Below are 15,550 nucleotides of genomic sequence, written 5' to 3' on the forward strand. Positions count from 1 at the left end.
ACGCAGGAGGTAAAGTAATGATTAATCAATCTAGTATTAAATCAAAGGTTGGTATAAAAACTAATCTAATGAACAGCATACTAACTACTACAATTTTAACAATAGGTATTTTACTTTTAATTTATTCTATTTCTTTTTATGAAAAATCAATGAATAATATAATTATAATTGTTTTACTGGGATTTTGTATTTTAATTGCTATTATTGAATTTAAAAAAGCAAAAGGTCTTAAAATATTAAATAAGGCTATTATAGAAATGAAAAAGGGTAATTTCATAGAGATAGAAGAAAGGCATTTAAAAGACAAAACAGAAGTTGGTGAAATAAACAGAGGATTAAATTCTATTATTATTTCAACTAATAAAATGTTGAAGGAAATTAAGAGGGATTCGGAGGATATAGATGCTCAGGCAGTAGGATTAACGTACATATCGGAAGATATGTTAGAGTTAACTTCTGATATAGCTAGATCTACAGAAATCGTTACAAATGCAACTAGAAGTCAAACAAAAAATATATCTGATATCGTAGAAAAATTATTTCAATTTGGACAGTATATAAATGGAGTAAATGATAGTACTATATGCATTGATAATTTAGCTACTGAAATTGGTGAAAAATCTTTAAGCACAAATCAAGAATTAAAAGAATTATCAATAGTTATTGAAAATCTTAATAGTAATTTTAATAATTTTAGGGAATCTTTAAATATTATGATGAAAGAAATAAAAAGTGTAAATGAAATGACAGATATTATAAATAGTATTTCTGAGAGAACAAATCTTTTGGCTTTAAATGCTGCAATTGAGGCAGCAAGAGCAGGAGATGCAGGCAAAGGATTTAGCGTTGTTGCAAGTGAAATAAGAAAACTTGCAGAAATGAGCCAGAGTTCATCAAATAAAATATACTATATTGTTGATAGCATATTAAAAAATATTTCAATACTAAACGAAAAGACATCATTGATTGACACCGATATAGTAGAACAAAATCATGCTGTTGATAAAACTATAAATGTATTTGACGATATATCAAAAGGAATTAATATTATAATGCCAAAGGTGCATGAAATAGTAGAAGCATTTGATAATGTAAATACAAAGAAAGAAAATATATTAGAGGATATTGAAGCAATTTCTTCAATGTCACAAGAAATACTTGTAACTACAGAAGAAATATCAAATACAGCAAACGAGTTAAATTCAATGGGAGATGAAGTAACAGGAGCTGCAAGTAATTTGAAAAAATCAATAAATAATATGAAAAAAAATGAACTTAATTAAAATTAATTTAAAATTTTCAAAGGATGTATAGGGAGTTATTAAAAAGACAAAAATTTATATAAACATATAGAAACCTTAATTTTAATAGAGTTTAAGATTAGCGTATTGATTTGACTAAAAAGTTTGATAAATATAAATAAGATAAAAAAGTACAGAAAGTATAATTTTTTCTGTACTTTTCTCGTTTATACTTTGAAAATATAATCATACTAAGCTAGAAATTAAGAAATAAATATAAAAATTAAGTTTCCTTGTATAATAATATAAACTATAATAACAGTTTTAATCGTTATTGAATATAAACATGTATAAGGAAGCTAGAAATATAACAATATACCCAATTACACTTAAATAATCTGGAAGTATTCCAAATAAGCATAAACTTATTAATGCTGAAAAAATTATATTACTATAATCAAATATTGATATTTCTCTTGCAGGTGCATATTTATAAGCAAAAGTTATTCCAAACTGTCCAAGACTAGCAAAAATTCCAGCTAAAATTAAATAAGTAAATTGAAGAGTTTCCATAGATTTATAAGATATTAACATTAAGGGAAGTGTGATAATACTTGAAAAAAGTGAAAAATAAAATACTATTGTATCTGGATTTTCTTTTCCGCTTAAGGCTCTGACACATGTATAAGCAGCAGCTGCTGAAACTCCTCCTAACAGTCCGATAATAGCTGGAATTACTTCTGAATTAATGGAAGGTTTTATTATAAATAATGCACCTATAAAGGCGATTATTATAGATAAAATTTGTTTTATATTTATCTTTTCACTTAAAAATAAATATGAAAAAATTATAACAAAAAATGGACTAAGTTTATTTAACATATTTGCATCTGATAAAACTAATTTATCTATAGAATAGAAGTTTAAAATTATTCCAATTGTTCCTAAAAAAGATCTGGATATTAGAATTTTTTGGTTTTCCTTTTTTCCCAGGAAGCTACTTTTGTAAGTTAATATAAGTATAAATGCCACAACAAGTGATATTATATTCCTAAAAAATGTCTTTTGCAAAGAAGGTAAATCACCAGACATTTTAACAAAAGCTGACATCATAGCAAAGCCAAAAGCGGAAAGGATTATAAATGCTATTCCTTTAGATTTATTGCTTAATTTATTAAAATTCATATTAGTTTAACCTCCATAAAAATAAACTCATATTCTTATAATTTATACTAATTTAAGAAAATAAGCTATTAAAAATAATTTTATAAATAACAAAAGAAAGTTGTCCTAATAGGTACTACTTTCTTTTGCTATATACAGTAAAAATTTATAATGTTATAATCCACTACATAAAGTATTCTAAAATAATATGGGCATATTTGTATTTAATATATCAATATATTTTTTATTTAATAAGGGTTCAGTTAGTACATTATCACAAGTGAATTTTAGAGTATCTAAACTCATAGAAATTTCTTCTTCTATAAAGTCGTCAAAATCAGACCAGCCAATGGAATTTTTTATAAAATCAAATACCTCAGAAGGTGTATCAAACACTTTTAAAAACAATTTTTGAGTGTTATCTTTATCCCATTCCGAATTGAATTTTTCACAAAAAGAATTTAAGCCTACAGTTAGTAATTCTTCATCAAATAACCATAAATTATTTAAAAATAGGTAAGAATTATTCATAGAATTTACTAAGGTTAAATCAATATTTTCGGTATAATCAATAACTTCACTAACAACATTTTCATATGGTGCCAATGGAATATAGAATCCATGAGATTCACGATCAAACCAAGTAAAAAAAGCTGTAGGAAGAAAAATATGTTGCAAGAAACCTAAAAGTTTATAAATAGATGGATATACCACAAACCCATAGTGAAAAATATTTTTTTCATTATCAAGTATTCCAGTATAGATTATTTTTGAAGATTCAGTGATGCTTTTATTTTCAAAGTAACCTTCCCATAAATCAGAACCATTAAGAATTTTATATTCCCAGAAATAATAATTTTTATATGGATTTTTACAAATGCTTTTTTGATTTGTATTAATTTTCAAATTTGTTATGCCCCCTTTCAAATAATGAGTAAATTAAAGAGGATAACTAAATTATTAATAATTTAGTTATCTTCGGGTTTAATTATTAACTAAATTTTGAATAGAATTCTACAATTAATGAATCATCAATTTGAATAGGAACTTCATTTCTAAGAGGATGCCTTAGAAGAGTACCTAAAAATTCATTTTCACTTTTATCTAAGTAAGGATAAGTATTAAGAAAGTTAGATAAAAAATTATTTTTAAAAGTATCATTTTTTTGTGATTTTTCCCTTAAGGCAATTATATCGCCTATATTTACATTAAAGGAAGGAATATCTACTTTACTGCCATTTACTAAAAAATGACCATGTACTACCATTTGACGTGCTTGAGCTACAGAATTTGCAAAGCCTAATCTATATACAATATTATCAAGCCTGCATTCTAATCTCTTAATCAAGGAATAACCTGTTTGTTCTTTATCTTTTAGAGCTTTTTTTACATAAGTAGAAAATTGCTTTTCCATTACTCCATAGTATGCTCTCAATCTTTGTTTTTCTAGTAACTGTATTCCATAAGCAGAAAGCTTTTTAGCGTTTCTAGCGCTACCATTATCTGCTCTTTTCATTGCATTAGGGTGACCGATTACATTTAATCCTAATCTTCTACATAATTTAAATCTTGGTGTTCTCATTTTTGCCATAATAATTATCATCTCCATATAGAAATTTGCCGCGATAAAATTAAGCCTAAAATTAATATATCATATGAAAAAAGAAATGTAAATGAAAATTATTATCAATTAGATATTTTTGTTTTAAATTATGTTACCATTGACTAGAGAATATTGAAATGATATCATAAATTAAAAGTTGTTCTCAATTATATTATGAATGTGTAGAGGAGAGTTAAAATGAAAAATTTACTTAAAAATGAAAAATCTTTATTATTTGCAGGTGGTTTATTAGTAGGAACTTTAGGCCTAAAGCTTATTAAAAGCAATGCAGCAAGAAAATTATATGTGTCAACATTAGCTAGTGGAATGAAAATGCAACAAGATGCACAGCATATGTTTGAAGAAATGAAAGAAGAAGCAGAAGATATGTGCTATGAAGCAGCGGAAACAGTTAATGAAAATAGTAGCCGTAAGGACAAAGAATAATAAAGTACATAAAAAATGTAAAAGGTTTCATGGTTTTGTATAATACAAACTATGAGACCTAAATTTAAATATTCTTAAATTAGGAAGGTGTGATAAAATGAATTACGAGATAGCTCATGACATGCCAGGAAGAATAAGAATAAGGTGCGGTCAATATGCTTTTTCATTGGACGAAAGTTATGGGATTGAGTATATATTAAGCAAAAGCGGTTATGTTAAAAAGTCAAAAGCTTCTCATATAACAGGAAGTATTTTAATTTATTACGAAGAAAATTTTCGTAATCAAGTATTAAATTTAATTTCTAAATTAAAACCAAATGAATTACCAATAATTAGTGAAGCTGATAGAGACAATTCAAAAGAAATAGAAATGAAATTTAAGAACAAAATTATAAATATGATAGGTAAACGATATTTTATAAAACTCTTTATTCCAGTTAGTGTACGAAATATATTATTAATGTTTAGGGCCGCTAAATTTATGGCAAAGGGATTAAAAAGTTTAGGACAATTAAAAATAAATGTTGATGTTTTAGATGCAGCTTCTATTGGAGCAGCTATTATTCAAAAAGAATATTCAACAGCTAGTTCAATTATGTTTTTACTTAATGTATCAGAATTGCTGGAAAATTATGCGAGAAAAAAAGCTAAAAATGTACTTTCAAAGAGTTTAGCCATAAATATTGATAATGTATGGTTGGCTAATGATGAAGTAGAAGTATTGATTCCTATTTCAGAACTTCAAGTAGGTGACAAAATAAGAGTTAATACTGGATATATGATACCTGTTGATGGTATAGTTCATACTGGAATCGCAATGGTTAATCAATCATCAATGACTGGGGAGCCTTTAGCTATAGAAAAGAAAACTGATGATACAGTATATGCAGGAACAGTAGTTGAAGAAGGTACTATAGTAATAGTAGTAAAGAAATTAAGTTCTGAAAGCAGAATAAGCAAGATTATTGAATTAATTGATCAATCTGAAAATTTAAAAGCTAATATACAAGGAAAAGCTGAAAGGTTAGCGGATAATATTGTTCCATTTAGTTTATTTGGATCATTAGTTACATATATTTTTACAAGAAATATAACAAAATCATTAGCTATATTATTAGTTGATTATTCTTGTGCAATAAAATTATCTACACCAATATCTGTGATTTCTGCTATGAGAGAAGCGTCAAATTATAAAGTTGTTGTTAAAGGCGGTAAATATTTAGAAGCATTAGGAGAAGCAGATATTATTGTATTTGATAAGACAGGAACATTAACAGTTGCATGTCCTAATGTAGCAAAGGTAATTCCGTTTGAGGGATTTGAAAGAGATTATGTTTTGAGAACAGCAGCATGCTTAGAAGAGCATTTTCCTCATAGTGTAGCTAGAGCAATTGTAAAAAGAGCAGAACAAGAAAAGCTAAATCATGAAGAAGAACATGCAGAAGTACAATATGTAGTCGCTCATGGAATAGCTTCTTGTATAAATAATCAAAAAGCTTTAGTTGGAAGTTATCATTTTGTTTTTGAGGATGAAGGAATATCTTTGTCAGAAAAGCAAAAAGCTCTTATAGATAGTGAAAGCAATGATGACTCTGTAATATATTTAGCAGTTGCAGGACAAGCGGTTGGCTTTATTTGTATAAATGATCCTGTGAGAACTGGTGCTAAAGAAGTCATAGACAAATTAAGAGCTACAGGTATAGAGAATGTTGTTATGATAACTGGAGATGGAGATAAAACTGCTAAAAAAGTGGCAGAATCTTTAGGGATGGATAAATATTATTCTCAAGTGTTACCAGAAGATAAAGCAAAAATTATTGAAGAACTTAAGGAGAAAGGACATAAAGTTATTATGGTTGGAGATGGAGTTAATGATTCTCCAGCACTTGCAGCCGCTGATGTTTCAATTGCAATGAAAGATGGATCAGATATTGCAAAAGAGGTTGCAGATGTAACATTAATGTCATCAGATTTAGAGACCTTAATAACAATGAGGATTTTAAGTCAGAAGTTAATGAAAAAGATAAATAGAAATTTTAATTTTATTTTATTATTTAATAGTTCATTACTTTTACTAGGGGTAACAGGATATATAAAACCAACTACTTCAGCGGTTTTACATAATTTTTCAACTATGGGAATTAGTGCGGTTAGTATGAAATCTTGCTTATAACATTAGTTTTATAAGACTTCATGAAATTATAAAGATAATATATTAATAGACTAAAAATTATTTAGTTTCATTTAATAATTTTTAGTCTATTAAAACATAGCAGTTATTAGATAACATTAAAATTATATCTAATAACTGCTATTTATTATGTAAAAAAATATTGAATTTTATAGTTTAAAAAGTGAAAGTTTTAGAAGGCTCACCAGATAATAAATTAGAGTAAGAAGCTTCACCATGTTGAAGATAGAAAACTTCAAAAATGGGATTATCAGCTGTTTTATATCCTTTTTTCACCAAAGGGGCATTATCGATAACAAGTTGTTTTTCATTTAAATCATTTGTAAATTGAATTTTTCCACTCATTCTAACTGTTATAAAATCTGGTGTAGTTACTATAAACTGAATGTATGGATTTTCTTTGAGTTGTGTATATGCTTTTTTTACATTGGCAGTAGTAAAGTAAAATTTACCATCCCTTATTAAATGAATATGTTGTGGTCTGCCATGTGGTTTGTTGTTTTCAGAAGTTGCTACTATACCCACATTATTTTTTTCTAAAAAGTTAATTATTTTGTCCATTTTAAAATTCTCCTTTTAACATTAAATTATTTACTGATAGAGCTTATTATTCTATAAATTTATTCTCAGCAACAAAATTTAAAATAGCCAAACTAAATAGTTGAAAATTAAATTTAATTAAATTTAATTGTGCTCCTACTATAACACGATTCTAAATAAGTTGCAATACATTTTTTCATTGTCTTATCGTTTATATAGAAAATTTGCTCTCAATATACCTTTATAAGTAGCGTGAAACGTTTAAATAATAGCATAAAATGAGATAAAATAGCATAAAAATTGTGATAATATATTATTATGACTTATCCAATATTTTTAAGTGATTTTAAATCAGTATGTAAAACCACGATTTATGAGAAAAATAGGAATAGATAATTAGTTTAAAAAAAGGAGCAATTTTATGAAACTAAAAAAAGTATTAAGTAATATTTTAATTGGAACTCTTTTTGTTACTTCATTTTCATTATTTGGCGAAAATAAAGCAGCAAATGCAGCAGTAACTAACTCAATACCTAATACTAGTAGGTCTATAAAAAGCTATGATAATAGTTTCTTATCAGTTACTGGCTTTGCATCTTTAAAAGGAGGAGTAAATGATAGAAGCAAATATGTAGGAACTTCTTATTATCGTACAGTGAAAAATGAAAGAGAATTTTTACAAGCAATTTTAGAGGCTAGAACTGGTGCAGTAAAGGTAATTGAGATTGCAGTAAATTTAAATTTAGGGTGGAATGAATTAAAATTAAGTTCGGATGAACTTAAAAAGTATACTTTCATTTCAAAGTATGAGAAGCCAACTAATGGATACACTAATCCAACACTAGAATCTAATGGAGTATCTAAGTTAGACATATCAAATACGAATGGATTAACTATTTTGTCCACTAAAGCAAACACAATTAAACATGTAGAATTAAAACTACAATCATCAAGTAATGATATTATAATAAGAAATTTGAATTTTGATGAAATGTGGCAATGGGATGATGTAGGGAATCATAAAGAAGTTGGATGGACATTTATTAAAGTAAATGGTGCTAATAATGTATGGCTAGATCACTGTAAATTTGCTATTGGAGCAGATGGAATGGTCGATATTGAAAACGGATCGTCAGGAATAACTTTTTCATGGTGTGAATTTGGATTAGAAGCAAATGAAAATCCAGCTTCTGATAGTGCAATTTATAAGTCAATAAATTATATGGAACAAAAATATAAGGGAAATCAGCTAGACGCAAATAGCCTTTATTATAAAATGCGTAAAGGTGGAGCCACAGTAAATCAAATCATGGCTTATGCAGCTTATCATAGTAAGTGCCATTTAGTAGGTTCTGGTGATAAAGATTATGTAAACTATGTCGATAGCAATGGCAAAGAGGTTAAAGATGGAAATCAAAGATTAAGATTAACTATGGCATATTGCCGTTATAATAATGTTGGACAACGTGTACCAATGATACGTCAAGGTGTTGGGCATATGTTTAATTGTTATATTGATGATTCTACTCATATGAATTTGGAGAATAATGTTAATGCTTTTAAAAATAATAGCAAAAGCTTAGCTCGTGGAATGAATGCAAGAAATGGGGCTTCAATAGCAGCAGATACTTGCGTTTACAACGGTGTTAATGAGCCGATAGTAGGTACTGAACTTCAAGGTCAAGATACAGGTAATATGAATGCACCTTGGAATGATTTGTTTAAAAATGTTTACAATAATAATTTAATAGTAAATTCGAAAGTTACTAATGTTAATGGAACATATACAGGTAGTAGTTGGGATAATAATGGTGTAAATTTATTTACTAAGGGTTATACTTGGTATAATAAATCAACAATAGGTAAATGGGCATGGTCATCATCAATTGTAGGTGTAGAAAAAATGAATAAATCCAATCCACCAAAAACACCATTTTCATTTCAATATAATTACAATGAAAAGTTACCATATTCATATAATATAATTCCTTTAAATGATGTGGAATCAGTAATAAAAAAATATTCTGGAGCAGGAAAAGTTAATTTAAATGTTGCAGATTGGTTAAAGATAAGCTATAAGGAGAAAATATAAGGAGATATATAAAGCATTAGCAGTAATGAGATAATATATTATATTAGAAAGGTTTATACAAATTCATATTAAATTTAGTATTATATATAATGATATAATACTTTTGGTAGAGATGTCTTTATATTAAATTATGAGGGAAATTTATAATATGAAAATTGAATTTGAAAAAGTAAGTATTTATGAGGTTGAAGTCTTGACAAAGGGATATATGGGGGAGCTGTTAGGCTAGTTGTATTTGAGAAGAAAATTGTCTGATAATAATTATATAAAAATTTCTTAAATAAAAATAGTAACATGTATATAGGGAATATATATGTTACTATTTTAGGTTATATTTATAGGGAAAATATTTATGAAAAACTATTATTAATCTATAAATTTATTATAATATGGTATTGTGTCAAAAGTGTGACAGATATGAATTAAATTACCTAAGTGAAAGGGAATATTATAGAAATTTAATATAAATAGTGATTCTTTATTTAATGTAGATTACTAAAAACAATGCAAAAAACTATAAGTGGGATAATTTTTTTAATCTTAATTATTGTGAAGACTATTATGTTTATTATAAGATAATAAACAATTACAAGGCTAATTAATAAAAAAATAGTAGCTTGACATTAAAAATTAAATTGATTATACTGATAAAAATTGATTAAGATAAATTCACGTATAACTCCAATAATAAGGTTTGGAGGTCTCTACCAGGAACCATTAATTCCTGATTACGAAGAAGATGCAATTATTTGCCTTTTCTTTGTAGTCAGGATTTTTTTTATCTAAAATTTTATAAATTTAAATATATGGAAAAAAGAATATGGGAAAGAGGCTACGTATATGCAAGGAGGAAATTATGAATTTAATAAATTTACCTAAAATTGAACTACATTGTCATTTGGATGGAAGTCTTAGACCAAAGACAATAATTGATATAGCAGAGAAAGAGGGGATAAAACTTCCTTCTATTGATATTAGAGATATTGAAATGGAAATAACGGCTCCATTAGAATGTAAATCTCTTGATGAATACTTAAAAGCGTTTAAAATTCCTAATTTAGTAATGCAGTCAAAAGATAGCTTAAGAAGAATAACTTTTGAACTTTTTGAAGATGCAGCAGCAGAAAATGTGAAATATATGGAGGTAAGATTTGCACCATTACTTCATATATTAAAAGGATTAACAGTAGAAGAAATAATACAAAGTGTAATAGATGGAATTAAAGTGGCGGAAGAAAAATATGATATTAAAGGAAACGTGATATTGTCATGTATGAGAATTATGAGTGTAGATAAAGCCTTTGAAGTAGTAGAAAAGGGAAAGAAATTCCTAGGAAAAGGTGTTGTTGGAATAGATTTATGTGCAGCAGAAGTTGAAGGTTTTTGTAAAACTTTTATAGAACCTATTAAATTAGCCAAGAAATATGGCTACGGAGTAACTATTCATGCTGGTGAAACTGGAATTGGTAAAAATGTATTAGAAGCTGTACAGCTTTTAAATGCAGAAAGAATTGGACATGGGGTATTTATAAAAGATTGCGAAGAAGCGTATAAAGTAGTAAAGGAAAAGGGAATTACTCTTGAAATGTGTCCAACAAGCAATGTACAAACAAAAGCAGTTAATAATTTTTATGAACATCCAATATATAATTTTTATAAAGATGGAATAAATATAACTTTAAATACTGATAACAGAACTGTATCAAACACAAATATGACTAAGGAATGCACTATAATAGCGGATCAATTTAATATTAATTATGAAGATTATAAACAAATTTACTATAATAGTGTTGAAGCGAGCTTTGCTGATTTCGATATAAAAGAAAAACTTAAGAAATATATACATCTATAAAAAATGAGAAATATAGCCAGTAATAATTGATATATAAAAAGAGCAGGCAAATATTGAAAATTAAATTGGTTGGAATTTTATTTTCACATATATTATATGATTGTTATAGAATATGTTAATAAATTAAATTTAAACTTCTTAAAATCGCAACTTTGACGGTTATCTTAGAACTATACACCTATAATTTCTATGTTAAGAAATTTAATTTATAACGTATATAGTGGAGTTTTTACTATAATATAACTATTTTTTATATTCACAAAAGAGTATAATATAGTGATAAAAGTTATAATGTTGGATAAATTTATAAGATAAATTTTATAGGAGTAGCTTTATGAATAAAGATGATATAAGGAAAAAAATTGACCTACTTTTGAAAGAGTCTAATGAACTCAGATATAAAGATTCTAAGCGTGCAATAGAAATTTCAAATCATGCATTTAATTTATGTCAAGATATAGACTATATACTTGGTGAAAAAGTAGCTAATTTATATAAGGCACATTGCTATTATAATATCGGTGAAAATGATAAAGTTTTACCTTTGGTACTTGATTCTCTTCAATATTCTGTTAAAGAGGGGTTTTGTGACCTTGAATGGATGGCATATAATTTATTAGGGATTGTGTTCTTTCATTTAGGTGATATTGAAAGAAGTATGGATTTCTATGATAAAGCTCAAGTAGTGGCAAAAGAAATTGATTTGGGGAAAATATATCACATTGATGTTACTTCCCAAAAATCAATGGTATTAACTTTAAATAATATAGCTGAAAATTATAAACTACTTAAGCAATATAGAGAAGCATTAAATTACTGTGAAACAGTATATAATATTGATACACAATTTGATTACAGTTTAACTAGAGGATTAATTTTGCTAAGCTTAGGTGAAATTTACTATTTATTAGGGGACTATGAAAACGCAAATTGTCTTTCTTACAAGGCTTTGCAGTATTTGAATAAATACAATTATAATATAGCTAAGGCTGATACTTACAAATTAATGGCTTTGATTTCATGGAAAAAAGGGATTTATAAAAATGCTGATAAATATTTTCATATTTCAATGAAGTTAAATGATATAGAATCAGTGCCTAATTACAAAGTTGATGCGTTAATTAGTTATTCTGAATATTTGAAAGAGCAAGAAAGAACAACTGAGGCTTTAAAAGTATTAACTAATGCTTGTGATTTATCAATACAATACAACTTACCAGAAAAAGTATCAAAAATCTCTCTTATGTTATCTATTTTTTATGGACAGCTAGGAGAGTATAAAAATGCATTTGAATATACAAAATTGCATCATGAATATGAAGAAGAATATAACAAATTATATTATAAAAACATTGTTAATAGTTTAAATATAAAAAGGAAAATGCAGGAAATAGAAAAGGAGAATAATGCAATTATAGAGAAAAATAAAACTCTTCAAATACAAAGAGAAGCTTTACAAATACTAGTTGAAAAGATATCTATAATTAGTAAATTGGGTCAAAAGATAACTGCGACTTTGGACAAGGATGCTTTGATGGAAAATCTTTATTCAAGCATTAAAAGCTTTATGAATTTATCATATTTTGCCATTGCTCTTTATGATGAAGAGAACTCTATGATTAATTATATATATGTAATGGATAGGGAAAAAAAGATAAAACAAGAAAGCTTATCAATAAATGGTGATCAAACTTTTGCAGAGAAATGCATTAAAAATAGAGAACTAATTGTTATTAATAATACACATAAAGAATTTACACAATATATTGATCAAAAAACATATGATTATCTAATAAAATTAGATAATAATGCAGAATTAAATTCACTTATTTTTTGTCCACTTATAGTGAATACAAAAGTTATTGGAATAATTACCATACAAAGTGAAGAAAAAGACGCATTTACTCCATATCATATTGAAATGGTTAAGTCTTTATCATCTTATGCAGCAATAGCAATTAATAATACCTTGAAATCAATGGAATTAGAGAGATTAAATGAGGTATTAGTATCTTTGGCAGAAAAAGATAAATTAACTGGCATTGCCAATAGAAGAAGATTTGATAATTATATAGATTATATTTGGTATTATAGTATCCAAAAGGGAAATAGTATAGCTTTAATGATTATTGATATAGATTATTTTAAAGAATATAACGATAATTTTGGTCATCTAGAAGGAGATAAATGCATAACAACAATTGCCAATGCTTTAGATAATTTAAATAATAAACAATATTTTGTTGCAAGATATGGCGGAGATGAATTTATGGTTGTTTTGCCCAAATACTCAATTGGTGATGCAGTCAAATTGGGGGAAGAAATTGAAACTAAAATGGAAGAACTTAATATTTCGCATAAATTTTCAAAAGTTTCAGATAGAGTTACATTGTCTATTGGTGTTGCCTCTGTAATTCCAGATGAGAATATTACAATAAAAGAACTTATTACAAAAGCTGATAATGCACTTTATATTGCTAAAAAACAGGGGAGAAATCAAGTAGCGTATATTTAGAAATGTGATATTAAATAAAATATTAAGGAAAGATCTAAGTATTTCACCAATTTCGTAGGTTAAATATTAGAAGCTATGATATGCTAGAAGTAATAAAAACCTCTAGCTCTTTCTATTTATCTACCAACATGGCATGTGCTAATTGGTAAAAGGATTTGTTCTTAAAGTCCTATTGCTCGGCTAATTTTTTGTAGAAAGTTGTTTTTAAAACTTTAATCTTACAACATTTTGAAATTGAAATTTATATTTAATAATATAATTGACAATTATTAATATGTAACTTATAATAGACAAGCAAGCAAAAATTCGACCATATATATTATTAATCTACATTTGTAAATTAATAAGGTTTGTTGGACTTTCTAAAGATTTATAATTATGGTGAATGTAGTTCAGTTGGTAGAGCGCCAGTTTGTGGCACTGGTTGTCGTGGGTTCGAGTCCCATCGTTCACCCCATATAAACATATTGTTATAGGTGTAAGGTAAGGGGTATTCTTGTTTCAGGATAGGTACTTACATTTATTTATAGCAGTTTAATATTTATGGTTCACTAGCTCAGTCGGTAGAGCACATGACTTTTAATCATGGTGTCCCGGGTTCGATTCCCGGGTGAGCCACCAAATTATTTGATTTAGTTTAATAAAAGGGAAAAACTATTAAGCTAAAAAAGGATGTCTCAAAATAATTAAAAATTATTTTGAGACATCCTTTTTTGATGTAGTAACGTTTGAAAATCAATAGGCTAGATTACTCGTTATTTGACCCAAAACAGCCATAAGAATACTCAATATAAAAAACCTATTGGGCCCACATAAACTTCAAAATGTATTCCCAAATTAGAACTGTTATTACAGTGGTACTAGCAAAAATCTTACTATGGAAGCTGTCGTATTATTAACTCTGAAAACTAGCCCAGAGAAAAGTAGTAAAAGTAGCACTCCTATTAAGACACTTTTTGCAAGATAGAAAAAAGTAATAGCACTGAATAAAGGCAAAAAGATCAACGCCATACATATAAAAGTGATTCAAAAAAACATTTTTACAATATCAAGCTATGGATGAAAAAGCAAAAGAGATAAAAGTAATATGAAAATAGCAACAGACTAAAATTTTAACTAATGAGGAGATACTAATTTTAGCCCCACAATTCCAATTATTATAAAATCAATAAGATTATTCTGGTCATATCAATAGGTTCTTTAAATAATATTATTACTAAAATAACAGTACCAATTCTAGTCTAAATTGCACAAGCAGTTCCTAATGAAATATTTTTTGATGCTAATTACATAAAAATGGAAACTTGCTGTCATTCCTACTAAGGTTATTATACTGGATACAAATCTCGTGAAGCCTTGTGAATACTTCAAACTTATTGCCCCGCATACTTCAAAAATTGCGCCTATAATTAAAAATAACCATTTCATAATTCTCACTCTCTTCTAATGTTAAGCAGTTAAAATAAACAAAGCCAAGGTCGATATCAAAAAATAATATATTAGTCAATAGATTTTTTGCTGTTAATGAAGTTGCTTATAGCATGAGATTTAAAGTAGGAGTTAAATTTGTTGATTTGGAAGTTTCTGAATCGAATATATTTTTTAAAGTTAATAACTTAATTATTGACTATTTTTAAAATATAGTCAGAAAATGCGATTTTAACACGAATAGTATAGTGAGTATAAAAATAAAGATTGTAATAAGATTCAAAATCAAATCTTGTTACAATCTTTTAACTTTAAACTAAATAAAATTCAGTAGCTTGCCTTTGAGTAATTTAAGACAGGCTTTTTTATTAAATTGCCATTATTAATTTATAAATACTATTTAAATATTTCAATATAAAAATTGAGATTATTTTAAATACTTTCATTATAAATTAGTACTACATAATCTAATTC

General features: G+C 26.8%; 10 protein-coding genes, 2 tRNA genes, 1 pseudogene and 1 riboswitch. Of the genes and pseudogenes, 8 read left to right on the plus strand and 5 right to left on the minus strand.

The genetic code is table 11. From position 1 onward, the window contains the following. The first annotated feature begins 17 nt into the window (after positions 1–17). Positions 18–1,283 (plus strand): methyl-accepting chemotaxis protein, encoded by a 1,266-nt coding sequence (locus CLPUN_RS07945; RefSeq protein ID WP_077846770.1) that lies wholly within the window; start codon positions 18–20, stop codon positions 1,281–1,283. A gap of 282 nt (positions 1,284–1,565) precedes the next feature. Here the strand turns inward: CLPUN_RS07945 and CLPUN_RS07950 are convergent, their stop codons facing one another. The 3 genes from CLPUN_RS07950 to rpsD form a co-directional block, all read right to left on the minus strand. Further along, a complete protein-coding gene (locus CLPUN_RS07950; protein ID WP_077846771.1) occupies positions 1,566–2,426 on the minus strand; it encodes a DMT family transporter in 861 nt (286 codons plus the stop codon). Between the two features lie 177 nt (positions 2,427–2,603). After that, positions 2,604–3,311, minus strand: coding sequence for a hypothetical protein (locus CLPUN_RS07955; RefSeq protein WP_077846772.1), 708 nt, complete (start codon positions 3,309–3,311; stop codon positions 2,604–2,606). Between the two features lie 85 nt (positions 3,312–3,396). Beyond that, positions 3,397–3,996, minus strand: coding sequence for a 30S ribosomal protein S4 (gene rpsD / locus CLPUN_RS07960; RefSeq protein ID WP_077846773.1), 600 nt, complete (start codon positions 3,994–3,996; stop codon positions 3,397–3,399). A gap of 210 nt (positions 3,997–4,206) precedes the next feature. Here rpsD and CLPUN_RS07965 point away from each other — a divergent pair, with 210 nt between their 5' ends. Both CLPUN_RS07965 and CLPUN_RS07970 read left to right on the plus strand, forming a co-directional pair. Next, positions 4,207–4,455, plus strand: a complete 249-nt coding sequence (locus CLPUN_RS07965; protein ID WP_077846774.1) for a DUF6110 family protein — start codon at positions 4,207–4,209, stop codon at positions 4,453–4,455. Between the two features lie 97 nt (positions 4,456–4,552). Continuing rightward, on the plus strand, positions 4,553–6,628 hold the full coding sequence (locus CLPUN_RS07970; protein ID WP_077846775.1) for a heavy metal translocating P-type ATPase: 2,076 nt from the start codon (positions 4,553–4,555) through the stop codon (positions 6,626–6,628). Positions 6,629–6,802: 174 nt separating this feature from the next. Here CLPUN_RS07970 and CLPUN_RS07975 read toward each other — a convergent pair whose 3' ends face one another. After that, the gene (locus CLPUN_RS07975; RefSeq protein ID WP_077846776.1) at positions 6,803–7,207 is read right to left on the minus strand and encodes a pyridoxamine 5'-phosphate oxidase family protein; all 405 of its coding nucleotides are present in this window, start codon (positions 7,205–7,207) and stop codon (positions 6,803–6,805) included. 400 nt (positions 7,208–7,607) lie between these two features. Here CLPUN_RS07975 and CLPUN_RS07980 point away from each other — a divergent pair, with 400 nt between their 5' ends. From CLPUN_RS07980 to CLPUN_RS08000, 5 genes are all read left to right on the plus strand, one after another. Next, positions 7,608–9,278, plus strand: a complete 1,671-nt coding sequence (locus CLPUN_RS07980) for a hypothetical protein (RefSeq protein ID WP_077846777.1) — start codon at positions 7,608–7,610, stop codon at positions 9,276–9,278. A gap of 651 nt (positions 9,279–9,929) precedes the next feature. Beyond that, positions 9,930–10,029: riboswitch (purine riboswitch) on the plus strand. 105 nt (positions 10,030–10,134) lie between these two features. After that, positions 10,135–11,133, plus strand: a complete 999-nt coding sequence (gene add / locus CLPUN_RS07985) for an adenosine deaminase (RefSeq protein WP_077846778.1) — start codon at positions 10,135–10,137, stop codon at positions 11,131–11,133. A 334-nt stretch (positions 11,134–11,467) separates the two neighbouring features. Further along, entirely contained in the window at positions 11,468–13,648 is a 2,181-nt protein-coding gene (locus tag CLPUN_RS07990) for a sensor domain-containing diguanylate cyclase (RefSeq protein WP_077846779.1), read from the plus strand. A gap of 381 nt (positions 13,649–14,029) precedes the next feature. After that, positions 14,030–14,105, plus strand: a tRNA-His gene (locus tag CLPUN_RS07995). 88 nt (positions 14,106–14,193) lie between these two features. Then, a tRNA-Lys gene (locus CLPUN_RS08000) sits at positions 14,194–14,269 on the plus strand. A gap of 495 nt (positions 14,270–14,764) precedes the next feature. Here the strand turns inward: CLPUN_RS08000 and CLPUN_RS29570 are convergent. Then, a pseudogene (locus CLPUN_RS29570) lies at positions 14,765–15,076 on the minus strand (DMT family transporter). Between the last annotated feature and the right edge of the window lie 474 nt (positions 15,077–15,550).

It is taken from the genome of Clostridium puniceum, assembly GCF_002006345.1.
Classification (GTDB): domain Bacteria; phylum Bacillota; class Clostridia; order Clostridiales; family Clostridiaceae; genus Clostridium; species Clostridium puniceum.

Bases quoted from the DNA above. Each gene is read 5' to 3' on its own strand.
- CLPUN_RS07950 (WP_077846771.1), bottom strand. From the start codon at position 2,426: ATGAATTTTAATAAATTAAGCAATAAATCTAAAGGAATAGCATTTATA.
- CLPUN_RS07975 (WP_077846776.1), bottom strand. From the start codon at position 7,207: ATGGACAAAATAATTAACTTTTTAGAAAAAAATAATGTGGGTATAGTA.
- CLPUN_RS07965 (WP_077846774.1), top strand. From the start codon at position 4,207: ATGAAAAATTTACTTAAAAATGAAAAATCTTTATTATTTGCAGGTGGT.
- add (WP_077846778.1), top strand. From the start codon at position 10,135: ATGAATTTAATAAATTTACCTAAAATTGAACTACATTGTCATTTGGAT.
- CLPUN_RS07980 (WP_077846777.1), top strand. From the start codon at position 7,608: ATGAAACTAAAAAAAGTATTAAGTAATATTTTAATTGGAACTCTTTTT.
- CLPUN_RS07990 (WP_077846779.1), top strand. From the start codon at position 11,468: ATGAATAAAGATGATATAAGGAAAAAAATTGACCTACTTTTGAAAGAG.
- rpsD (WP_077846773.1), bottom strand. From the start codon at position 3,996: ATGGCAAAAATGAGAACACCAAGATTTAAATTATGTAGAAGATTAGGA.
- CLPUN_RS07970 (WP_077846775.1), top strand. From the start codon at position 4,553: ATGAATTACGAGATAGCTCATGACATGCCAGGAAGAATAAGAATAAGG.
- CLPUN_RS07945 (WP_077846770.1), top strand. From the start codon at position 18: ATGATTAATCAATCTAGTATTAAATCAAAGGTTGGTATAAAAACTAAT.